Genomic DNA, 19,130 nt, shown 5'->3' on the forward strand with positions numbered 1-19,130 from the left:
CGTCCCGTCGGGCGCGGACGGCGCGTTCCGCGCCCGGCGGGCATCGATGCCAATCGGTGACCCTGGCGGCCTTGACGCCCTTTGCGGCCGCTGGATTGGATCATTCGGTGTACGGAACCGACGTTTCGACGACAACTGAACGCCATCCGAACCCTCACCCCCGGAAGCGGGAATCGTGACTTCACCTTCGCAGAGCAGCAGCACAGGCCCTCGACACCTCCGAGTGACGGCGATCCTCATCGCCGCGACCACGGCCGCGGCGCTCCTCGCGGGCTGTAGCGACTCCTCCTCGTCCGACTCCGACCCGCTGAAGCCCGCGGCGCCGCCCGCGTCCGACACCGGCAAGGGCAAGGCTCCGCAGAGCGGCACCGTGGTGGTCGGGTCCAACAACTTCGCCGAGAGCGTCCTGCTGATGGACCTGTACGGCGAGGCGCTCAAGGCCAAGGGCGTCACCGTCCAGTACAAGCCCAACATCGGCACCCGCGAGATCACCTACGGGCTCGTCAAGAACGGCAGCGTGACCGTGCTGCCGGAGTTCAACGGCTCGCTGCTGTCCTACCTGGACAAGACCGCCACGCCCACCACCCCGGAGGCGGCGACCGCGGCGATCGAGGCCAAGCTCGACCCGGCGCTGACGATGCTCGACCCGGCGCCGGCCGAGGACAAGGACTCGCTGACGGTCAACAAGGAGACCGCCGCGAAATACCACCTGACGTCGCAGTCGACGATCGCCGACCTGGCCAAGTACGGCTCGGACATCGTGGTGGGCGGCTCGCCGGAGTTCCAGACCAGGGAGCAGGGCCTGGTGGGTCTGAAGTCGCAGTACGGGCTGAACCCGAAGTCCTTCAAGCCGCTGGACGCGGGCGGCCCGCTCACCGTGCAGGCGCTGAAGTCGAACAGCGTGCAGGCCGCCGACGTCTTCACCACGGACGCGTCGATCACCCGCGAGCACTTCGTGACGCTCCAGGACCCGAAGAAGCTCTTCGGGATCGCGAACGTCCAGCCCATGGTGTCCAAGACCGCCCTGTCGCCGGAGGCCGTCGCGGCGATCAACGCGGTGTCGGCCAAGCTCGACACGAAGTCGCTGCTCGACATGGACGCCCAGGTGCAGAACGACAAGAAGGACCCGCTCGACGTGGCCACGGCCTGGCTGAAGTCGGTCGGCCTGGGCTGAGCCCCGGTGCGTACGCGCCCGGACCGCCGTGTGCGGACCGGGCGCGTTCGCGCGTGGTGTCAGCCGCGGCGGCGCGGCTTGCCGCGGCGCGGCGGCAGGGACGTCCTGGCCCCCTTGCCCGCGGGCGTACGGGCGGCGCCCGGCTTCTTGCGTCCCGCGGCGGCCTTGCCGGCCGCGGCACCGTCCTTGGCCTTGGCGGGCGCCGTGTCCGCGGCGGCGCGCCGGCCGCGGCTGCTGTTGACCGTGCGGCCGCGGACGATGCCGATGAAGTCGTCGACCAGGTCGGTCGTCGCGTCCTCCCGCCAGGACAGCGCGACCTGCGACTGCGGCGCGTCGGCGACCGTGCGGTAGGTGAGGTCGCGGCGGTGGTGCAGCCGGGCCAGCGACTGCGGGACGACCAGCACGCCCACGCCTGCCGCGACCAGTTCGACGGCGTCCGCGGTGGTCGCCGGGCGCTCCAGGGCGGGGCGGCCGGGCGGGCGCTCCCAGCCGAGGGTGTCGTCGAGGGGGTGCAGCACCAGCTCGTCGGCGAGGTCGGCGAGCGCGATCTCCTCGGCGGCGGCCACGAAGTGGTCCTTGGGGACGACGACCACGGTCGCCTCGGTGTAGAGCGGGATCGCGCTGAGGTCGGTGCGGTCGACCGGCAGCCGCAGCAGCCCGGCGTCGGCCCCGCGGCCCCGCAGCAGCCCCGCGGCCTCCGCGGGGGGCACCGCGACCAGCTCCAGCGGGACGTCGGGCAGCCGCTCGCCCCAGATCCGCACCCACTTGGACGGGGTCACGCCGGGGACGTACGCGAGCCGGAAGACCGGCCCCCCGGCCACGGCGGGCGGCGCGGGGTCCTCGGGAGCCTCCGGGGTGTCGCGGGCGTCGGGGGTCGGGTGGGTCTCGTGCGTGCCGGTCACCCGGCAAGGCTATCGGCGATGGTCGGGGGCGGCACACGCGCTCGTTACCCTGGTGGGCATGACGTCGCAGAAATCCGCCCAGACGATGAAGCCCGCCACGGCGGCCAAGAAGCTGGGCGTGTACCTCCCGGCCACCCCCGCGCAGTTCCAGGAGGGTGTCGTCTCCCGGACGGAGCTGGACGCGCTCCAGGCCGAGCCGCCGCAGTGGCTGCGCGACCTGCGGCGTGACGGGCCGCACCCGCGCCCGGTCGTCGCGGCGAAGCTGGGTGTGTCCATCGCGGGCCTGGCGCGCGGCGGTGTCACCGAGGCGCTCACCACCGAGCAGGTCGAGGCGCTCAAGCAGGAGAGCCCGCAGTGGCTGGAGAAGGAGCGCGCCACGCAGGCCGAGGTGCGCAAGGAGGCGGTCCGCCTGAAGGAGAAGCGCGGCGCGGAGGACCGCGCCGCACGCTGACGGCGCCGCACGCAGCAGCCGAGGGCCCGCCTCCCGTCACGGGAGGCGGGCCCTTGCCCTGTCCGGCGGTCCGGTGCTCCCCCGTGACAGGGCACCGGCTCCGCGGGCAGGCGGGCGGGACGGGTCAGCCGAACTGGCCGGGCTGGTAGTCGCCCGCGGGCTGGCGGGTCAGGACGTTCAGCCGGTTGTAGACGTTGATCACGCCGATCAGGCACACCAGCGCCGTCAGCTGCTCCTCGTCGTAATGCCGGGCGGCCTCGGCCCACACGTCGTCGGGCACACCCGCGGAGTCGGCGATCCGGGTGCCGGCCTCGGTCAGCGCGAGGGCGGCGCGCTCGGCCTCGGTGAAGACCGTGGCCTCCCGCCACGCGCCGACCATGTGCAGACGCTGCTGGTCCTCCCCCGCGGCCGCGGCGTCCTTGGTGTGCATGTCCAGGCAGAAGCCGCAGCCGTTGATCTGGCTGGCGCGGATCTTGACCAGCTCCTGGGTGGCGGCGGGCAGCGACGAGTCGGCGACCGCCTTGCCCGCGGAGTTGACGAACTTCGTGACCTTGGCGCCGACGGGGTTGGTGTAGTAGCTCAGACGGGCGTCCATGACGGTCTCCTTGCGGTGGTGGCCCCTTGCGGTGGCTTGCACTGCACTGACTCCCGGGCCGGGCCGGATGTGACCGCCGCTGGAAGCCCCGCGGGGTGATCCGCGTCACCCGGCCGCCGAGGCGCGGGCGGCGGCGCGGGAGGTCCGCAGCCGCTGGGCGGCGAGCGCGAGGACGCCGAAGGCGATCACGGCGGAGCTGTAGACGACCGCGGTGCGGTGCAGCCCGACGTCGGTGGTGGCGAAGCCCGCGATGACCGCGGGGATGCTGAAGGCCAGGTAGGAGATGACGAAGGCGACCGCGAACAGCTCGCCGCGCTCGGCCGGTCCGGCGATCCGGGCCAGCGTGCCGAAGCTCGCCAGGCCCGCGGCCCCGAAGCCGACACCGGCGAGGGCGGTGCCGAGCGCCGCCGCGGTGACCGAGTCGGCCTCCACGCCTGCCAGGCCCACGCCCGTGCCCAGCGCCAGCAGCCCCGCGCCCAGGGCGAGGGTGCGCTCGGTCGGCCAGGGCCGCAGCGCGAAGGCCGTCACGGACGCGGGCGCGCACAGCAGCGTGACGACCAGGCCGCCGACGACATGGCTCGACAGGCCGAACAGCCCCGCGGCGACCGAGGGCCCGAGCGCGAGGTAGAGCCCGCCGAGCGCCCAGCTGGCGACCAGGATCGGCACCAGGGCGAGCAGGTCGGCCCGCAGCCGGGGCGCGACGCCGAGCCGCGGCTGGAGCGAGCGTACGGCGCCGGGGCGGCGCTGCGAGGTCTCCGGCAGCAGCGCGGCGACGAGCCCCGCGACGACCAGTCCGGCGAGCAGGGCCACGTAGACCAGCCGCGTCGGGTGCGGCCCGTACTGCACCAGGAAGCCGCAGCCCAGCGAGCCCACCGCGAGCCCGAAGGTGGGGGCGGCGCCGCTGATCACGCCCGCGCGGTGCGGCGCGTGCGGCGGGTTGAGGTCGACCAGGGCCGCGCCGAGCGTCGTCATGGCGGCGCCCGTGGCGACGCCCTGCACGAGGCGGGCGGTGAGCAGCACGGAGACGTTGCCCGCGGTGACGAAGAGCACCATGGCCACCGCTTCCAGGGCGATGGCCGACAGCAGGACGGGTCGGCGTCCGACGTGGTCGGAGAGGGCGCCGAGGACGAGCAGCGCGCCGATCATGCCCGCCACGTACACCGCGAACACGGTGGTCAGCATGGTCGCGGAGAAGCCCCAGGCGTGCTGGTAGACGACGTAGAGCGGGGAGGGCGCGCTGGAGGCGGCCATGAAGAGGACGAAGATCGCGGCGATGACGGCGAAGGCGGCGCCCCGGCCGAGGCCGCGCCGGGGTATGCCGGCACGCGGGACGGGAGGGGCGGGCGGTGCGGCGGGTCCGTGCTCCTGGGAGTGCGGCGCGACGGTCATGGATCTCTCCGGATGCAGTGATCATTGCGTTAGTGGCTCCTAGGCTAACGCAGTGACCAGTGCGATAATTTCCCCATGACCGAAGCAGCCCCGCGGCGCCCCGGCGGCCGGTCGGCCCGGGTGCGGGCCGCCGTCCACCGCGCCGTCGCCGAACTGGTCGCCGCCGAGCCGGCCGAGCCGCTGACCGTCCCGGTCGTCGCCGCCCGCGCGGGCGTCCACCCGACCACCGTCTACCGGCGCTGGGGCTCGGTGGCCCAGCTGCTGGCCGATGTCGCGACCAGCCGTTTCAGCGGTGACGTGGTGGTGCCCGACACCGGCTCGCTGGCGGGCGACCTGGAGCGCTGGATGGCCGATGTCGCGACGGACCTCGCCGACCCCGACGTCCTGGCCCTGATGCGCGCCACCATCGGCTCGGGGCCCGAGGGCGGCTGCGCGTGCGCCGCCGACCGGCACGAGCAGCTCACGGCGATCATCGGCCGCGCGCGCGCCCGCGGCGGGGCGGTCCCCGACGTGGAGCGGGCCGTCGACATGCTGCTCGGCCCGCTCTACTACCGCGCCGTCTTCAGCAACCGGCCCGCCTCCGGCGACTGGGCCCGCGGGCTGGTGGGCGCGCTGCTCGCGAGCTGCGCGACGGACCCGGCGCCCGCGGCCTGACGGGGCCCCGACCGCTCAGGCTGCGGTGCCCGGGCCGCTCAGGCTCCGGTGCCCGCGACCCGACGGGCCCCCGCCGCCGGGGGCACCGCTCAGGCTCCGGTGCCCGGCGCCCGGAAGTAGTGGCCCTCGTCCAGGTCGGCCAGCAGGCCGGGTCCGGTCGGGTGCCAGCCCAGCAGCTCCTGCGTGAGGTCGCTGGACGCCGGGGCGTCCAGGCCCGCGAAGCCGCTCATCCAGCCGAAGTACGCGCCCGCGTCCTCGGGCGCGACGGAGACGGCCGGCACCCCGAGGTGGCGGCCGATCGTCTCGGCGACCTCCCGGAAGGGCACGCCCTGCTCGGCGACGGCGTGCAGCACGGACCCGGCCGGGGCCTTGTCCACCGCGAGGGCGAACAGCCGGGCGGCGTCCGAGCGGTGGACGGCGGGCCAGCGGTTGGCGCCGTCGCCGATGTAGCCGGCCGAGCCCTTGTCGCGGGCGAAGGCGATGAGGCTCGCGACGAAACCGTGGTCGCCGTCGCCGTGGGCGGTGGGCGAGATCCGGACGACCGACGAGCGCACACCGCGCGAGGCGAGCGCGAGCACGGCCTCCGCGGTCGTCGCCCGCAGGGAGACCGGCGAGCCGTCGACCTGCGGCATGTCCCGCTCGGTCGCGAGCCGGCCCGGCTTGAGGCCCGCCACGCCGGAGGCGAGCACCAGCGGGCGGTCGCTGCCGGCAAGGGCCCCGCCGAGCGCGTCGACCGCGCGCCGGTCGGCCTCGGCGGCCTCCTGGAAGCCGCCGGAGAAGGCGATGTCGTGCTTGAAGGCGAGGTGGACGACCCCGTCGGACTCGGCGGCCGCGTCCCGCAGGACGTCGAGGTCGTCGATCGTGCCGCGGACGGCGTCCGCGCCCGCCGCGGTGACCGCGGCGGCGGAGGCGTCGGACCGGGCGAGGCCGCTGACCTGGTGGCCGGCCGCGATCAGCTCGGCCACGGTGGCGGAACCGATCCAGCCGGAAGCACCGGTGACGAAATAACGCATGGAGAGAACCCCAGACAATCGGTGTCAGGTGATGTCAGTTGCTGTCATCGACACTAACATCTGACGTCAGTCCCTGTCGTCAGAGTAAAATCCAGCCATGGGCAGATGGGAGCCGGACACACCCGGCCGGCTGGCGAAGGCCGCACTGGACCTCTACCGCGAGCGCGGCTACGAGCAGACGACCGTCGCGGAGATAGCCGGCCGCGCCGGACTGACGGAGCGGACGTTCTTCCGGCACTACGCCGACAAGCGCGAGGTGCTGTTCGCGGGCAGCGCCCTGCTCCAGGAGGCGTTCGTGGCGGCGGTCACCGGCGCCCCCGCCTCCGCCGGACCGATGCGGGCGGTGGCGGCGGGGCTGGACGCGGCGGCGAAGCTGTTCACCGGCCGCCGGGAATTCGCGCGCGAGCGGCACGCGGTGATCACGGCGAACTCCGACCTGCTGGAGCGCGAGCTGATCAAGCTCGCGACGCTGTCGGCCGCGGTCCTCGCCGCCCTGCGTGACCGCGGGGTGCCCGAGCCCGCAGCGACGGTGACCGCCGAGGCGGGCGTTGCCGTCTTCAAAGCCGGCTTCGAGCGCTGGGTCGCGGCCGAGGAGTCCCGCGACCTGCCCGAGCTGATACGGGACACGCTGGACACGCTGGGCGCCGTCGTCGCGGACGGGTCGTAGGACCCCGCCGTACGGTCCGGGCCGTAGGCCGTACGACCGTGGCGTCAGGCGTCGGCGGTGTCCGCGCCGCCCGCGAGGGCGAGCCGCAGCACCTGCGCGCCGCGATGGGTGTCGCCCAGCGAGCAGAGCAGCGGGCCGCCGCGGACGTGCAGTTCGAGCCGCCACACCTGCTGGACGGAGCCGCCCTGGCCCACGGTCGTGGTGTGGACCCGCTCGACGACGCGGACGTCGGACCACGGCAGGACGGCGAAGCCCTCCGGGCGGGACGGGTCGGACGGACGCGCGGGCGGGTAGCCGATGACGAGGCCGCCGTCGAAGAGGTGCAGCCGCGGGATACGGCTGTCGCGCCGCCGCTCGTAGCCGAAGGCCAGGACGGGTACGGCGACCCCCGCCATGACCAGGGTGGCGCCGACGGACGCCGCGACCGGCCCGAAGGGCCCGGCGAGCAGGCCGATCCCCGGGGGCAGCAGCGCCACCGCCAGCGCGACGGCCGCGCAGCCGGCGTCACCGCCGCCGAGGGCGACGCTCCCGTGCGCGGCACCGAACCCGTGGCGCTCGGCGAGCCGGACGACCTCGCGCCGGGCGAGCGGGCCGTTCGTACCGTCGAGTGCGTTCTCGTCCGTCGTGTCCGTCACCGTCCCGTCCCTCCGCCGATGCCCGGTCCGATGCGGGGTGTCCGATGCCGGGTGACCGCTGAGACGGCGCACGCCGCTCCCGCGGTTCCCGCCCTCCGGCGGTCTCCGTGAGCCGGGGCTCCGGCGGCGGGCTGCGGCACCGGACGGAGCGGCGCGGGCGGTTTCGCCGCGGGACAGTGGGGCGCGCGTGCAGTGGCGTGAAATGGCCACACCTGACCGCGGGATAGTCAACACTGTGACTAGTCACCTTCATGACTATCGAGAAGAGGCCCCCAGCCAGGGCTTCACAGGGGAGGTACGCCCGTGGCCACCGCAGAGCGCTTCCGCGCCGCCGTCGAGAACCGGGAACTGACCGTGCTCGACGACCTCTTCACCGACGACATCCGGCTCTACAGCCCCGTCAAATTCCGGCCGTTCGAGGGCAAGCGGCTGGTGATCGGGCTCTTCGGGGTGCTCTACCGCACCTTCGAGGACGTCCACTACGGCGGCCGGCTCGACGGCGCCGCGGACCGCGGGGCCGACGGGACGCGGGCCACCGCTACCGCGCTGCCCTTCCTGGCGACGGTCAAGGGCCGCCAGATCCACGGCATCGACCTGCTGCACTTCGACGGCGCACGGCGGATCACGGAGATCACGGTGCTGATCCGGCCGCAGTCCGCCGTGCAGATCGTCGCCATGGCGATCCACGCGGGGCTCCTCGCCGACGGGCTGCTGCCCGCCCCGGTCCCCGCGGAGCGCTGACGCCCGGGCCCGGACAGGCCTCCCCGGCCCGAGCGCCCCGCCGCGTCAGCGGACCGGCGGCTCGTGGGCGGCGGACTTCTCGTTGGCGGCGGCGTCCACCGTCGCCATCCGGAGCAGTTGCCTGCCCAGGTCCAGCAGCGCCCGCCCGGCCGCGTACTCGTCGCCGACCTCGGGAGCGGGCGGGTCGCCGGGATTCCGCTGCGCGGTGGCCTGCGTGCGCAGGGTGCTCTCGCCGGTGTCGAGGGCGGCCTCGACCGTGGTCGCGTCCGCGCTCTCCTCGGCGATCTCCAGGTTGAGGGTCCAGGACTTGGTGCGCGTCGTCGGCGCTGTCTGCTGCTGCATCACGAGACCGTCCCATCCGTGCCCGATTGTGTGCCGGACCCGGCCCCGCCTACCGCACGTCGTCCCACCGGTCGGTCGCCGCGCGTACCGCGTCCGGCCCCCTTGCGCTCCTCGCCTGCCCCGTCCGTCCGCCGGCAAACGCTCCTGGCCTCGCGGGACGTCGTCGCCCGCGGGACGTGGTTGACTGCGCGCGTGACCGAATACGACGTCCTTCGCGTCTTCTGCGGAGCCGACGGGCGGCACGGCAACGAGCTGGCCGTCGTCCGCGACGGCTCCGCCGTGCCCGATGCCCTCGACCGGCAGCGGCTCGCCGGGAAGCTGGGCTTCAGCGAGACCGTCTTCGTCGACGACCCCGAGCGCGGCGCCGTCGACATCTACACCCCCACCCTGCGGCTGCCCTTCGCCGGGCACCCGTGCGTCGGCACGGGCTGGCTGCTCGACCTGCCGGAGCTGGTGACGCCCGCGGGCGTGGTGGGCGTCCGGCTGGACGGCGAATTCTGCTGGATCGGGGCGCAGGCCGCCTGGGCGCCGCCGCGCACCCTGCTCCAGTACGGCTCGGCGGCGGAGGTGGACGCGCTGGAGGTGCCGCCACCTGGCGAGTGGATCTACGCCTGGGCCTGGCAGGACAAGGCCGCGGGCCGGGTCAGGGCGCGGGCCTTCCCGGGCCGGGACGACGGGATCGACGAGGACGAGGCGACCGGCGCCGCCGCGCTGCTGCTCACCGAGCGGCTGGGACGGGCGCTGAACATCGCGCAGGGCCGCGGCTCGCAGATCATGACCGCGCCGCACCCGGACGGCGTCGTCGAGGTCGGCGGGCGGGTGCTGCTGGACGGCCAGGAATCCCTGTGACCCGGTGGACGCGAGGGCCCCCGGCGGTGTGCCGGGGGCCCTCGCGGTGCCCCGCCTGGCGGCGGGGCGTGGTGGTCGGGGTCGGTCAGTCGACGATGCCGGACTCGGTGATGACGACCTTCGCGGACGGCGCGCCGCTGCGCGAGCCCTTGCCCTCGATCGTCTTGACGAGCTCCTGGCCCTCGACGACCTCGCCGAAGACGACGTGCTTGCCGTCCAGCCAGTCGGTCACGACGGTCGTGACGAAGAACTGCGAGCCGTTGGTGTTCTTCCCGGCGTTCGCCATCGAGAGCAGGAACGGGCGGTCGTGCTTGAGCTGGAAGTTCTCGTCCGCGAACTTCTCGCCGTAGATGCTCTTGCCGCCGCGGCCGTCACCGGAGGTGAAGTCGCCGCCCTGGAGCATGAACGCCGGGATGATCCGGTGGAAGGCGGAGCCCGCGTACCCGAAGCCGTGCACGCCGGTGGCCAGCTCGCGGAAGTTCGTGGCGGTCTTGGGCACCACGTCGTCGAAGAGCCGGAAGACGATGCGTCCGGCGGGCTTCCCGTCGATCGAGATGTCGAAGTACACATTGTTCATGGTCCCCATCCTCGCATCCCCGGCCGCGCCGCTCACGCGCCGGGGCCGCGGGCCGGTGCGGCGTTCTCCGTCGGGCAGGACCTCACCGCGCTCGGCCGCGGGGTGCGGGATGATGAGCGGATGACCGACTTCCTGGCCGTCGGCGAGAGCGTCGCCGACGTCGTCCGCACGCCCGGCGCTCCCGATGTGACGCACCCCGGCGGCAGTTCCGCCAACGTCGCCTACGGGCTGGCCCGGCTCGGGCGGAGCACGGCACTGCTCACCCAGCTCGGGGAGGATCCGGCCGGGAAGCTCGTCAGGAAGCACCTGGAGGGCGCCGGGGTGCGGGTGCTGACGGACGGCCAGCCGGGCCAGGCCACGCCCACCGCCGTCGTCACGCTGGACGCGCGCGGCGCGGCGACGTACGCCTTCGCGATCGGCTGGACGCTGCGGCCGGTGGACCTCCCGGCGGACGGCGTACGCCATGTGCACCTCGGGTCGATCGGCGCGGTGGTGGCGCCGGGCGCGACGGCGGCGCAGGAGGTGGCCGCGCGGCTGCGGGCGGCGGCGACGGTGAGCTACGACCCGAACGTGCGCCCCGCGCTGATGGGTGAGCGGGCGGCGGCCGCCGCAGCGGCCGAGCGGTGCGTGGCGCTCAGCGATGTCGTCAAGGCCAGCGACGAGGACCTGGCCTGGCTCTACCCGGGCGAGCAGCCGGGCGAGGTGGCCGCGCGCTGGCTGCGGCTCGGGCCCGCGGCGGTCTTCGTGACGCTCGGCGCGCAGGGCGCGCACGCCTTCACCGCGGCGGGCCGGGTGGCCGGGGCGCCCGTCCCCGCCGAGGTCGTCGACACCGTGGGAGCCGGGGACGCCTTCACGTCCGCGGCCCTCGACACCCTCCACACGCTGGGCCTCACCGGCGCCGCCGCCCGCACCCGGCTCCCCTCCGCCCTCGACGGCGCCGTACTCGCCCGCGTCCTGCACCGTGCGGGCGCCGCGGCGGCCCTGACCGTCTCCCGCGCCGGAGCCCGTCCGCCGGACACGGCGGAGCTGTCCGCCGCGCTCACGGCGGCGGCGCGCTGACGGGGCCTCGGCTGCGGCGGCGGAAACGCGGGTGCGGGTGGGTGGGGGCGTGGCTCACACTCGCGGGATGACGCCGAGGATCACCCGCATCAACCCCGACCGGCTCCACCCCACGCCCGGCTACCACCACGTCACCGTCGTGGAGGCCGGGCGCACCGCGCATCTGGCGGGTCAGTGCCCGCTGGACGGCGACGGCAACCTCGTCGGACCCGGCTCGCTGGACGCCCAGGTCGACCGGATCGTCGAGAACGCCCTGATCGCCCTGGCCGCGGTGGGCGCCGGGCCGCAGGACGTGATCCGCTCGGTGGTCTACGTCCGCAGCGACGACCGGGACGACCTCGGCGCCGTCTGGCAGCGCCTCACCTCCTCCGCGCTCGCCCCGGCGTTCACCACGGCGAGCACTCTGCTGGGCGTCGCCCAACTGGGCTTCTCCGGCCAGCTCGCCGAGGTCGACCTCACGGCGGCCCTGCCCGGCTGACGTCCGCCGGGCGCGGGGCCGACCGGGCAGGTCCCAGCGGCCGCGCGGGACTCCTGCCGGGCCGCGCGAGCGGGAAAGCGCAGGCCTCAAACGCCTGCGGGCCCGGGACGCCCGGCGCCGGGTCACTCCTCGCCGGAAACCGCGCATCCCGCGCACCCCGTGCGCCCCTCGGGCAGGGGCCCGCGGCACGTCGGGCAGGAGAAGACCGGCGGCCCGGCGGGCGGGACGGTGGGCGGCGGGCCCGTCGGCCACCCCTCGCGGGTCCGGGCAGCCGCCCGCGCGCGGAGGCCCTTCCGGGCGGACGGCAGCCCCGCGGCCGGGGCGGACGACAACAGCGTCGGGACGGCCGCCGCCACGAAGCACAGCCACAGCGGGAGGGCGCCGAGGGCCACTCCGGTGGCGGCCGTACCGGCGGTGTGACCGGCGTTGAACGCGCTGTTGACCCAGGTGCCGGCCCTGGTGCGGGCGTCGTCCGCGGCTTCCTCGTCCGCGAGGAGGTAGGCGGTGGAGAGGGCGGGGGCGACGAAGGCCCCCGTACAGCCGAGCACCGCCGCGAGCACGTACACGCCGTTCGCCAGCCCGGCGAGGGCGAGCGGCACGGGGAGGGCCGCCGCCAGCAGCGCCAGGCGGCGGCGCGCGGGCATCCGCCAGCTGCGGGCGCCGTACGCCATGCCGCCGAGCACGCTGCCCGCCGAGACCGCGGCCTGGACCCAGGCCACCGCCGCGAGGTCGTGCCGCCCGCGGGCGAACGCGACGACCAGCAACTCCTGCGCGCCCAGGGACACCCCGAGCGCGCCCGCCACGGCGGCGGGCACCAGCCACGCCGGGCGGCCCGTCCGGGGCAGGACCGGCTTCGCCGCCCGCTCGCGGGGCGGCGCGGCGTCCCGCATCGCGGGCGACGCGCACATCGCCAGCGTGCCCGCGACGACCAGCACGGCGCTCGCGCCCACACCGGCCGCGGGATTGCCGACCGCGATGACCACACCGGCCAGCAGCGGCCCGGCGACGTACAGCACTTCCTCGGCGACCGTGTCCAGCGAGAAGGCCCGCGAACGCAGTTCGGGGTCCGGCACGAGGTCGCTCCACAGCGTGCGCATCACCGGTCCGAGCGGCGGCGAGCACACACCCGCCGCGAGAGTGAGCCCCGCGAGCAGCGGCCGCGGCGTGCCGGGCGACCAGGTCGCGGCGGTCAGCGCCAGCAGCACCGCGCCGTACGCCAGGGCCAGGACCGGCAGGACGCGGCGCGGGCCCCGCCGGTCGATGAGGCGGGCGCGCAGCGGCGCCGGCACGGAGGTGCCGAGCCCGAAGCAGGCGACGGCGGCGCCCGCCCAGGCGTAGGAGCCGGTCGTGCGGGTGAGCGCGACGGCCAGCGGGACGAAGACCGTTCCGTAGGAGAGGCGGCCCAGCAGCGCCGGGCCGAAGGTCCGCAGGACGTGGGGCCTGCGGAGGACGGCGGAATACGCCGGTCGTGCGGGTGACGAAGGCATGGGTGTTCCTCGATGTCGCGGCGCCGGACGGGCCGCGTGCCGGTGGGTGGGCGCGAGGGGCCGCGGTGTCGCGGGGCGGCCGGCTCGGCCTACACACGGTGGAGGAACATGCCCCGCACGGTAGCAGCGCGCGCTGCGCCCGGGTGGGCGGACGGCGGAATCCGCCCGCCCGCCCAGGGGGCGCCGGGAGGGGCCCGAGGCCGCCCGCGGCAGGGTGCGCGATCCGCGCCGCACACCACGCACGCCCGCCGCCGGCGTCAGCCGGAATTGCCCGCGCGGTGCCTCGTGCCGTCAACGAGCGTCCCGGCGACGTCCGCCGGAGCCAGGACGGGCCTTCCGCGCACCCCGCCACGGACGTCCGCGGCGGCTCGCCCCCGCCCCGCGTCGCGCACCGGGATCGTGCCCCGGGCTCGGCGCCCGGCCCACCGTGGGCCGGGCGCCGGGCGGGTCAGGACGCCGGGACGGGCGCTGCGTGGCGCAGGTGGCGGGTGAAGAAGGCGACCGCGCTGTCCGCCTCGAAGCGCGGAATCTCCTTGTGACGCCCCGCGTTGGCGTGCAGCGTCTTCTCCTGCGAGCCGAGGGCGTCGAAGAGCGCGAGCCCGGCGGCGCGCGGGATGTGCTCGTCGTCCCACTGGAGGGCGTACTGCACGGGGACGGTGATCCGCGCGGCCAGCCCGGCGACCGTGTCGGGCCAGAACATACCGAGGACGGCCGCGGTGATCCGCGGCTCGGCCGCGATCAGCGGGATGCCGATCGCGGTGCCCATGTTGAGGCCGAAGTAGCCGACAGGCCCGTCCGGGCCGATCTCCGGAAGCTGCTGGAGGGCGTCCAGCGTGGCCCGCCACTCCGGTACGGCGCGCTCGGCGATACGGGCGTTGTGCCGTACGACGATCGGGCCGACGGGCTCGCCCGCCGCCATGGCCTGCCGCAGCGCGGCGACCTCCCGCTCGTCGTCGGCGCTGAGCGGGCGGCCGTTGTGCCCGGGGGCGTCGATGACGGCGACGTGGAAGCCGCCCGCCCGGACGAGGCGCTCGGCGCGACCGGTCATTCCCGGCCATTTCTTGTGGGTGCCGCCGCCGTGGCCCATGAGGACCAGGGGTGCGCGGCCGGTGGTGCCCGCGGGCGACCAGAGTACGCCGGGGACCCCGGCGACGGTGAAGTCGCGTTCGCGCAGGCCGTCCGCCGGGGTCGTCTCGGCGGTGAACTTTATGGGATTCATGAGGTGTTGCCTTTCGGGAGTGCCGTGGTGTGCGGGCGCTCCCGGGGGGACGTGTACTCAGTCCTCCGCAGCCGTGCGGCAGGACGGGAGCACCCATGTGCGTACTGCGTTCACGGGTCTCACCTCCTTCGGGCGATGCAGCGGCCGAGCAGAAAACTACACCGCTCCGCCTCCCGGCCGCTCCCCCTTTTTTTCCGCGCCGATGCGAAAGCACCCGCGCGGGCACGGCGGTGCCCCGCCGTAAGGGGGAGCAACGGCGGGGCACCTCGGGGGTGGGGCAAGCATGCGCCTCCGCACATGCCACGGCCATACGCCACTCGGCGTATTGCGCCGACGCGCCCGGCGGTCAGAGCGGGAGCACGGGCCGGGTGGAGCAGTCCTCCCAGCAGTCCTCGCCCTCGGGGCCGCGGACGAACTCGGCCATGCCCGGATTGCGGTTGGCGGTGGCCAGCGGCAGCCAGCCCAGCAGATTCCCGTAGCCGCCGCACACGGACTCCCCGCCGTCCCCGCCGTGGACGGCGCCGGGGTCGATGGAGAGCTCCGCGCGGTAGGTGTCGTAGGCGATGCGCAGCCCGAAGGCGTTCGGCCCGGTGTGCGGGCCGCCGCGCCCGCCGAGCGGGATCGTGTCGAGCGGGCACGTGTCGCCCCACCGGAAGAGCGTGCCGCGGCCCGCCCCGCACGCGTACTCCCACTCGTCGGGCCCCGGCATCCGGAGGCCCCGCTCGGCGAGGACGGCGGCGGTCCCGTCGGGCGACTCGTCCAGCTCCTCGTCCCGCACGGCCATCAGGAACGCGCCCAGCCGCACCCGGCGCAGGGGGCTGAGCACTTCGGCGAGATGGGCCCGCAGGTCGTCCCCGCAGCCGTACCCCTGCGCCACGCTCGCGGCGTAGTCGGCCGCCATCTCCGCACTCGGCGCCCACCCTTCCGCACCGAACCCCAGCGTGACCGTCCCCCCGGGTATCAGCGCGAACTCCCGCCCCCGCGCCTCGATCCCCACCCGCCACCGCACCCCGTCGGCCGCCGCCCCGACCTCCCCCGCCATCCCCCCGACCGCCCCGGCGGCCTCCCGCGCGAGGCGGCGTGCACCGGCCTGGTCGAGCGCGTTCCAGTCGGCGAGGGTGAGATCTGCGAGCTGCGGCATGCCCGGCAGTCTGGCACGCACCTCTGACAGGCCCGCCGGTCGCCGGTCGCACCGGGTGGGAAGTGACGCGCGGTCAGGGAGCGGTGAGTTTGGCCGGGTCGGGGGCGAAGACGGTCATCCAGTGGGGGTCGAGGCGGTAGTAGATGACGTCGCGGTCCCAGTCGAAGGCGTCGGCGCCGTAGAAGTCCTTGAAGTAGGCGAGCAGGCTGGGCCATTCGGGGGCGGGGGCGGCGTCCGGGGGGTTGAGGGGGACGGCGTCGCCGTGGGTGAAGACGCCGAGGTCCTCGCCGCGCATGTGGGCGGCGCTGGCGGCGGGGCGGGCGGCGAGGTGGCGGGCCTTGGCGGCGGTGCGGGCGGTGCCGAAATACCAGCGGCCGTGCAGGAAGTGGCCGTCCGCGCCGCTGATCCGGGGCTCGCCCTTGGCCGTGACGGTGGACAGCGCGAGCGTGCACATGCCGGTCAGGACGGCGGTGAGCTGCTCGGCGGTCATGGTGCGGCCGGTGAAGATGGAGCGCAGGTGGGAGGTGGAGTCCGACAGCGAGGCGTCGAGCAGGGCCTGGAGCGCCGCGGTCTCCTCGGGGGTTTCACGCATCGGCACACTCTAGCCACGGGCGGCCCGTACGGCGGGGAGCGGCGGTGAAGGAGCTGCTGTCCGTACCCCACTGGCAGCGGGACCGGACGCGGAGGCCCGCCGGCAGCCCGAAGGCGCCCTCTCCGTGCGGGAGGGGGCGCCCCCGGGGTGTGCCGTCGCGCCGTCAGGAGGTGTACGGCGGCGGCTCGTGCGGGCGGGACGGCTGCGGCGGCGGGCCGGACCGGTAGGGGCGGCGGCCGATCGGGCCGCGGGCCAGCCGGTGCCCGCCGAGCGCGGCGGCCACGGCGAGCAGCCCGCCGCCGGCCGTCCACAGCCAGCGCGGCGACCACCACGTGCCGGCCCAGCCACCGCCGGGCGAGACGTCGGGGGCGCTCGCGGAGACCACCGGCGCCACCGAGCCGTCGACCGCGTCGCGGCCCGCGGTGCCGTCCGAGGTCACCTCGACGGCCGCACGGAAGGGCTGGCCGAGGTCTGCCTCGGGGACGTCGAGGGCGGTCAGCCGCAGGTAGTACGCGCCGCGCAGCGGGTCGTTCGACCAGGTCTCGGCCCAGGCGCGCACGGTGCGCAGGTGGCAGACCAGCTCGACGCTCGCGGCGTCCGCCGCGGCGCTGCGGGTCTGCGCGCCGTAGCGGCAGGCCTGGCGGCGGCGCAGGCCGTCGTAGACGTCGATCTGCCAGGTGGAAGCGCTGTGCGCGGCGGCGGTCCCGGAACCGGAGCCGAACGTCACGGTGGCCTTCACGGTGACGTGCTGCCCGGCGTCGGCGGGCACCACCCAGTACAGGTAGTCGCCCGCCGACGCGCTCGCGGTGGCCTGCTCGCCCTGCTTGACGGCGACCGCCGTGCGGAAGTTGGTGCCGGCCTCGGTGGGCGGCCCGTCGTCGCCCGCGTCGCCCGAGCCGTCGGTCGCGGTCGCCGTGGCCGTGGCGCTCGGGGTGTCGTCGTCGGCCAGGGCGTGCCCCGCGGGCAGCGCGACCACGGCGGCGGTGAGGAGCAGCGCGGCGGCCACTCGTCGGAGGTTGCGCATCAGGAGGCCCTTCCGGTGTTCAGCCGCCAGCGGGAGACCCAGCCGGTCAGCAGGCCGGCGACACCGCCGGTGAGGGTCAGCAGGCCGAGCAGCCACCAGCCGCGGCCGAGGCCGTAGAAGGCGACGTCGGAGGGCTGGTCGGGGCTCGGCACCAGGTCGATGGCGAGCTCGACGGGCAGGCCCGGGGTGGTCTTGACGGCGGGCGGCGCGGAGAAGGAGTTGCCGACCTGGAGGCACACGGTCTCCGGCGGCGTGTCGTCGTTGGCCTTCGGCTTGGGGTAGCGAATGCCCGCGGAGACGGCGTCGGTGCGGCCCGTACCGCCCTCGTCGTCGCGGACGATCTCCCGGCCGTGCAGGGTGACGCCGCGCAGCAGCACGCCGTAGTTCGCGTTCACGGCGCGGTCGTCGCTGATCGTCGCGGACGCCCGCAGCTCCTTGCCCGGCGGCACCTCGACGCGGTACCAGCGGTTCTCGGAGAAGGTCTCGCGGTCGGAGTACAGGCCCGCCTTGAGCAGGGGCGCGTCCTTGCAGCTGTCGGCGCCCTGGGTGGAGACGGGTGTGACGACCGTGTCGGTGCTGCGCTTGACGAGCTGCTTGACCTTGCTGGTCAGCTGGTTCTTGTGCTGGACGGTGGTGTACGTGCCGCCGGTCGCCTCGGCGATGCAGCTGAGCTGGTTGCGGGTCTTGGAGTCGGGGATCAGGCCGAGCGTGTCGATGACCAGGTGGATGCCCTGGGAGGCGATGTCGCGGGCGACGTCGCAGGGGTCGGCGTTGCAGGTGTCCTCGCCGTCGGTGATGAGGACCATGCGGCGGGTGCCGTCGCCGCCCGCCTTGAGGTCGTCGGCGGCGGCGAGCAGCGCGGGCCCGATCGGCGTCCAGCCGGTGGGCGCGAGCGTCGCCACGGCGGTCTTGGCCTCGGTGCGGTCCAGCGGTCCGACCGGGTAGAGCTGCCGGGTGTCCTTGCAGCCGGTCTTGCGGTCGTTGCCGGGGTAGTCCGCACCGAGGACGCGTATGCCCAGCTGGACGTTCGGCGGCGTCGAGTCGAGGACGTCGTCGAAGGCCTGCTTCGCGGCGGACATCCGGCTCTGCCCGTCGATGTCCTTGGCGCGCATGGAGCCGCTGACGTCGAGGACGAGTTCGACCTTCGGTGCGGGCTGTGCCGCCGGTTCGCCGTCGTCGGCGGCGGCGCCGGCGGGCAGCAGCCCGCAGACGAGGGTGGCCAGTAGGCCACCGGCCATTCCCATGGCCAGCAGTCTTCTCGTGATCATCGGAGGATCGTAGTGAAGTTCTATGACAATCATGAAGTCGGCTGGTCAGCGCGGCGCCCTGACGGACCGCCGGTTCAGCTTCCGGCCAACTGCCCGGTCCTGCCCGCCGCGTGGGCGGTGGCCGCGCGGGCCAGCGCACGGACGAAGGCGTGCGGGCGGGTGCCGTCGCCGGACAGCTCGGGCTGGAAGAGGGCGGCCAGGAAGAAGGGGTGGCCGGGCAGTTCCGCGATGCGGACGTCGCCGGCGTCGTCGATGCCGCTGAAGCGCAGGCCGTGCGCGCGCAGGACGTCGAGGTGGCCGCGCGCCAGGCCGTACGAGCAGTGGTAGCGCTCGACCGACCGCTCGGCGCCGAGCACGCCGCGGGCGAGCGATCCGGCGGCCACCTCGACCGCGCCCTCGTGGCCGACGAGGGAGCAGGCGAGCGGGACGACGAGGAGGTCGGCCGCGTCCGCGCCGGGCGGTGCATCCTCGGCGTGGGAGGCGCCGGACAGACCGCACACGTGGCGGGCGAACTCCAGGACCGCGTACTGGAATCCGCCGCAGCTGCCCAGGAAGGGGATGCCCCGCTCGCGGGCGGTGCGCACGGCGGTGAGCGCGCCGCGCTCGCTGCGGTAGGGGCTGCCGGGGAGCAGCCAGACCGCATCGAAGGCGGCGAGGGCGGCGGCGTCCTCCGCGTCGGCGGAGGGGATCCAGTAGGCGTCGAGGACGAGGCCGTCGCGGGCGGCCAGCGCGTCCAGGATGCCGGGGACGCGGGCGTGGGCCCGGACGCCGGGCGAGCGGTCGCCGACCAGGGCGACACGGGGGGCGGGGGCGTGCGGTACGGCGGCTGCGGCCGTCTGGGGATCGGGCATGCCGCCATCCTGACCGGGCAAC

At 75.2% G+C, this 19,130-nt stretch carries 22 protein-coding genes; 8 read left to right on the plus strand and 14 right to left on the minus strand.

Features of this window, described 5'->3' with window-relative positions; translation table 11 throughout:
• Positions 1 to 175 precede the first annotated feature (175 nt).
• Entirely contained in the window at positions 176 to 1,174 is a 999-nt protein-coding gene (locus tag ACH4SL_RS22855; protein ID WP_398448364.1) for an ABC transporter substrate-binding protein, read from the plus strand.
• 59 nt (positions 1,175 to 1,233) lie between these two features.
• On the opposite strand, the gene ACH4SL_RS22860 is transcribed toward ACH4SL_RS22855, so the two are convergent.
• Complete coding sequence (locus tag ACH4SL_RS22860; protein ID WP_398448771.1) at positions 1,234 to 1,995, minus strand: LysR substrate-binding domain-containing protein; 762 nt, start codon at positions 1,993 to 1,995, stop codon at positions 1,234 to 1,236.
• Between the two features lie 139 nt (positions 1,996 to 2,134).
• Between ACH4SL_RS22860 and ACH4SL_RS22865 the strand changes: the two genes are divergently transcribed.
• The gene (locus ACH4SL_RS22865; protein ID WP_398448366.1) at positions 2,135 to 2,527 is read left to right on the plus strand and encodes a DUF5997 family protein; all 393 of its coding nucleotides are present in this window, start codon (positions 2,135 to 2,137) and stop codon (positions 2,525 to 2,527) included.
• A gap of 124 nt (positions 2,528 to 2,651) precedes the next feature.
• Here ACH4SL_RS22865 and ACH4SL_RS22870 read toward each other — a convergent pair whose 3' ends face one another.
• Together ACH4SL_RS22870 and ACH4SL_RS22875 are read right to left on the minus strand one after the other, a co-directional pair.
• On the minus strand, positions 2,652 to 3,122 hold the full coding sequence (locus ACH4SL_RS22870) for a carboxymuconolactone decarboxylase family protein (RefSeq protein WP_398448368.1): 471 nt from the start codon (positions 3,120 to 3,122) through the stop codon (positions 2,652 to 2,654).
• 105 nt (positions 3,123 to 3,227) lie between these two features.
• Positions 3,228 to 4,511, minus strand: a complete 1,284-nt coding sequence (locus ACH4SL_RS22875) for an MFS transporter (RefSeq protein WP_398448370.1) — start codon at positions 4,509 to 4,511, stop codon at positions 3,228 to 3,230.
• Positions 4,512 to 4,586: 75 nt separating this feature from the next.
• Between ACH4SL_RS22875 and ACH4SL_RS22880 the strand changes: the two genes are divergently transcribed.
• The gene (locus ACH4SL_RS22880; protein ID WP_398448372.1) at positions 4,587 to 5,165 is read left to right on the plus strand and encodes a TetR-like C-terminal domain-containing protein; all 579 of its coding nucleotides are present in this window, start codon (positions 4,587 to 4,589) and stop codon (positions 5,163 to 5,165) included.
• Positions 5,166 to 5,254: 89 nt separating this feature from the next.
• Here ACH4SL_RS22880 and ACH4SL_RS22885 read toward each other — a convergent pair whose 3' ends face one another.
• Positions 5,255 to 6,178 carry an SDR family oxidoreductase gene (locus ACH4SL_RS22885; protein WP_398448374.1) on the minus strand — a complete coding sequence of 308 codons (924 nt, stop codon included), beginning with the start codon at positions 6,176 to 6,178 and terminating at the stop codon, positions 5,255 to 5,257.
• A gap of 97 nt (positions 6,179 to 6,275) precedes the next feature.
• On the opposite strand from ACH4SL_RS22885, the gene ACH4SL_RS22890 reads away from it, so the two are divergent.
• Positions 6,276 to 6,845 (plus strand): TetR/AcrR family transcriptional regulator, encoded by a 570-nt coding sequence (locus tag ACH4SL_RS22890; protein ID WP_398448376.1) that lies wholly within the window; start codon positions 6,276 to 6,278, stop codon positions 6,843 to 6,845.
• Between the two features lie 44 nt (positions 6,846 to 6,889).
• Here the strand turns inward: ACH4SL_RS22890 and ACH4SL_RS22895 are convergent, their stop codons facing one another.
• Positions 6,890 to 7,480, minus strand: a complete 591-nt coding sequence (locus ACH4SL_RS22895) for a hypothetical protein (RefSeq protein WP_398448378.1) — start codon at positions 7,478 to 7,480, stop codon at positions 6,890 to 6,892.
• 303 nt (positions 7,481 to 7,783) lie between these two features.
• On the opposite strand from ACH4SL_RS22895, the gene ACH4SL_RS22900 reads away from it, so the two are divergent.
• Positions 7,784 to 8,221, plus strand: coding sequence for a nuclear transport factor 2 family protein (locus ACH4SL_RS22900; RefSeq protein ID WP_398448380.1), 438 nt, complete (start codon positions 7,784 to 7,786; stop codon positions 8,219 to 8,221).
• Between the two features lie 45 nt (positions 8,222 to 8,266).
• Here ACH4SL_RS22900 and ACH4SL_RS22905 read toward each other — a convergent pair whose 3' ends face one another.
• Positions 8,267 to 8,563, minus strand: coding sequence for a dsRBD fold-containing protein (locus ACH4SL_RS22905; RefSeq protein WP_398448382.1), 297 nt, complete (start codon positions 8,561 to 8,563; stop codon positions 8,267 to 8,269).
• A gap of 192 nt (positions 8,564 to 8,755) precedes the next feature.
• On the opposite strand from ACH4SL_RS22905, the gene ACH4SL_RS22910 reads away from it, so the two are divergent.
• Entirely contained in the window at positions 8,756 to 9,412 is a 657-nt protein-coding gene (locus tag ACH4SL_RS22910) for a PhzF family phenazine biosynthesis protein (RefSeq protein WP_398448384.1), read from the plus strand.
• A gap of 85 nt (positions 9,413 to 9,497) precedes the next feature.
• Here ACH4SL_RS22910 and ACH4SL_RS22915 read toward each other — a convergent pair whose 3' ends face one another.
• The gene (locus ACH4SL_RS22915; protein ID WP_398448386.1) at positions 9,498 to 9,989 is read right to left on the minus strand and encodes a peptidylprolyl isomerase; all 492 of its coding nucleotides are present in this window, start codon (positions 9,987 to 9,989) and stop codon (positions 9,498 to 9,500) included.
• Positions 9,990 to 10,109: 120 nt separating this feature from the next.
• On the opposite strand from ACH4SL_RS22915, the gene ACH4SL_RS22920 reads away from it, so the two are divergent.
• Together ACH4SL_RS22920 and ACH4SL_RS22925 are read left to right on the plus strand one after the other, a co-directional pair.
• Complete coding sequence (locus ACH4SL_RS22920; protein ID WP_398448388.1) at positions 10,110 to 11,048, plus strand: carbohydrate kinase; 939 nt, start codon at positions 10,110 to 10,112, stop codon at positions 11,046 to 11,048.
• A 67-nt stretch (positions 11,049 to 11,115) separates the two neighbouring features.
• The gene (locus ACH4SL_RS22925; protein ID WP_398448391.1) at positions 11,116 to 11,526 is read left to right on the plus strand and encodes a RidA family protein; all 411 of its coding nucleotides are present in this window, start codon (positions 11,116 to 11,118) and stop codon (positions 11,524 to 11,526) included.
• Between the two features lie 122 nt (positions 11,527 to 11,648).
• On the opposite strand, the gene ACH4SL_RS22930 is transcribed toward ACH4SL_RS22925, so the two are convergent.
• The 7 genes from ACH4SL_RS22930 to ACH4SL_RS22960 form a co-directional block, all read right to left on the minus strand.
• Positions 11,649 to 13,013 carry an MFS transporter gene (locus ACH4SL_RS22930; RefSeq protein ID WP_398448393.1) on the minus strand — a complete coding sequence of 455 codons (1,365 nt, stop codon included), beginning with the start codon at positions 13,011 to 13,013 and terminating at the stop codon, positions 11,649 to 11,651.
• Positions 13,014 to 13,461: 448 nt separating this feature from the next.
• Positions 13,462 to 14,232, minus strand: a complete 771-nt coding sequence (locus ACH4SL_RS22935) for a dienelactone hydrolase family protein (protein WP_398448395.1) — start codon at positions 14,230 to 14,232, stop codon at positions 13,462 to 13,464.
• A gap of 346 nt (positions 14,233 to 14,578) precedes the next feature.
• Positions 14,579 to 15,373: a hypothetical protein gene (locus tag ACH4SL_RS22940; protein WP_398448397.1), complete on the minus strand. Its 795-nt coding sequence runs from the start codon at positions 15,371 to 15,373 to the stop codon at positions 14,579 to 14,581.
• A 73-nt stretch (positions 15,374 to 15,446) separates the two neighbouring features.
• Positions 15,447 to 15,965, minus strand: a complete 519-nt coding sequence (locus ACH4SL_RS22945; RefSeq protein WP_398448399.1) for a pyridoxamine 5'-phosphate oxidase family protein — start codon at positions 15,963 to 15,965, stop codon at positions 15,447 to 15,449.
• A gap of 163 nt (positions 15,966 to 16,128) precedes the next feature.
• A complete protein-coding gene (locus ACH4SL_RS22950; RefSeq protein ID WP_398448401.1) occupies positions 16,129 to 16,989 on the minus strand; it encodes a hypothetical protein in 861 nt (286 codons plus the stop codon).
• Positions 16,989 to 18,257, minus strand: a complete 1,269-nt coding sequence (locus ACH4SL_RS22955; protein WP_398448403.1) for a VWA domain-containing protein — start codon at positions 18,255 to 18,257, stop codon at positions 16,989 to 16,991. The genes ACH4SL_RS22950 and ACH4SL_RS22955 overlap by 1 nt, the downstream gene beginning before the upstream one ends.
• A gap of 74 nt (positions 18,258 to 18,331) precedes the next feature.
• Positions 18,332 to 19,108, minus strand: coding sequence for a hypothetical protein (locus ACH4SL_RS22960; RefSeq protein ID WP_398448405.1), 777 nt, complete (start codon positions 19,106 to 19,108; stop codon positions 18,332 to 18,334).
• Positions 19,109 to 19,130: the final 22 nt, after the last annotated feature.

Source organism: Streptomyces sp. NPDC021020, from assembly GCF_044333285.1.
Lineage (GTDB): Bacteria > Actinomycetota > Actinomycetes > Streptomycetales > Streptomycetaceae > Actinacidiphila.

Coding starts and splice junctions, on each gene's coding strand:
- ACH4SL_RS22865 (WP_398448366.1), top strand. CDS start 2,135: ATGACGTCGCAGAAATCCGCCCAGACGATGAAGCCCGCCACGGCGGCC.
- ACH4SL_RS22870 (WP_398448368.1), bottom strand. CDS start 3,122: ATGGACGCCCGTCTGAGCTACTACACCAACCCCGTCGGCGCCAAGGTC.
- ACH4SL_RS22875 (WP_398448370.1), bottom strand. CDS start 4,511: ATGACCGTCGCGCCGCACTCCCAGGAGCACGGACCCGCCGCACCGCCC.
- ACH4SL_RS22880 (WP_398448372.1), top strand. CDS start 4,587: ATGACCGAAGCAGCCCCGCGGCGCCCCGGCGGCCGGTCGGCCCGGGTG.
- ACH4SL_RS22885 (WP_398448374.1), bottom strand. CDS start 6,178: ATGCGTTATTTCGTCACCGGTGCTTCCGGCTGGATCGGTTCCGCCACC.
- ACH4SL_RS22890 (WP_398448376.1), top strand. CDS start 6,276: ATGGGCAGATGGGAGCCGGACACACCCGGCCGGCTGGCGAAGGCCGCA.
- ACH4SL_RS22905 (WP_398448382.1), bottom strand. CDS start 8,563: ATGCAGCAGCAGACAGCGCCGACGACGCGCACCAAGTCCTGGACCCTC.
- ACH4SL_RS22915 (WP_398448386.1), bottom strand. CDS start 9,989: ATGAACAATGTGTACTTCGACATCTCGATCGACGGGAAGCCCGCCGGA.
- ACH4SL_RS22920 (WP_398448388.1), top strand. CDS start 10,110: ATGACCGACTTCCTGGCCGTCGGCGAGAGCGTCGCCGACGTCGTCCGC.
- ACH4SL_RS22925 (WP_398448391.1), top strand. CDS start 11,116: ATGACGCCGAGGATCACCCGCATCAACCCCGACCGGCTCCACCCCACG.
- ACH4SL_RS22930 (WP_398448393.1), bottom strand. CDS start 13,013: ATGCCTTCGTCACCCGCACGACCGGCGTATTCCGCCGTCCTCCGCAGG.
- ACH4SL_RS22935 (WP_398448395.1), bottom strand. CDS start 14,232: ATGAATCCCATAAAGTTCACCGCCGAGACGACCCCGGCGGACGGCCTG.
- ACH4SL_RS22940 (WP_398448397.1), bottom strand. CDS start 15,373: ATGCCGCAGCTCGCAGATCTCACCCTCGCCGACTGGAACGCGCTCGAC.
- ACH4SL_RS22945 (WP_398448399.1), bottom strand. CDS start 15,965: ATGCGTGAAACCCCCGAGGAGACCGCGGCGCTCCAGGCCCTGCTCGAC.
- ACH4SL_RS22950 (WP_398448401.1), bottom strand. CDS start 16,989: ATGCGCAACCTCCGACGAGTGGCCGCCGCGCTGCTCCTCACCGCCGCC.
- ACH4SL_RS22955 (WP_398448403.1), bottom strand. CDS start 18,257: ATGATCACGAGAAGACTGCTGGCCATGGGAATGGCCGGTGGCCTACTG.
- ACH4SL_RS22960 (WP_398448405.1), bottom strand. CDS start 19,108: ATGCCCGATCCCCAGACGGCCGCAGCCGCCGTACCGCACGCCCCCGCC.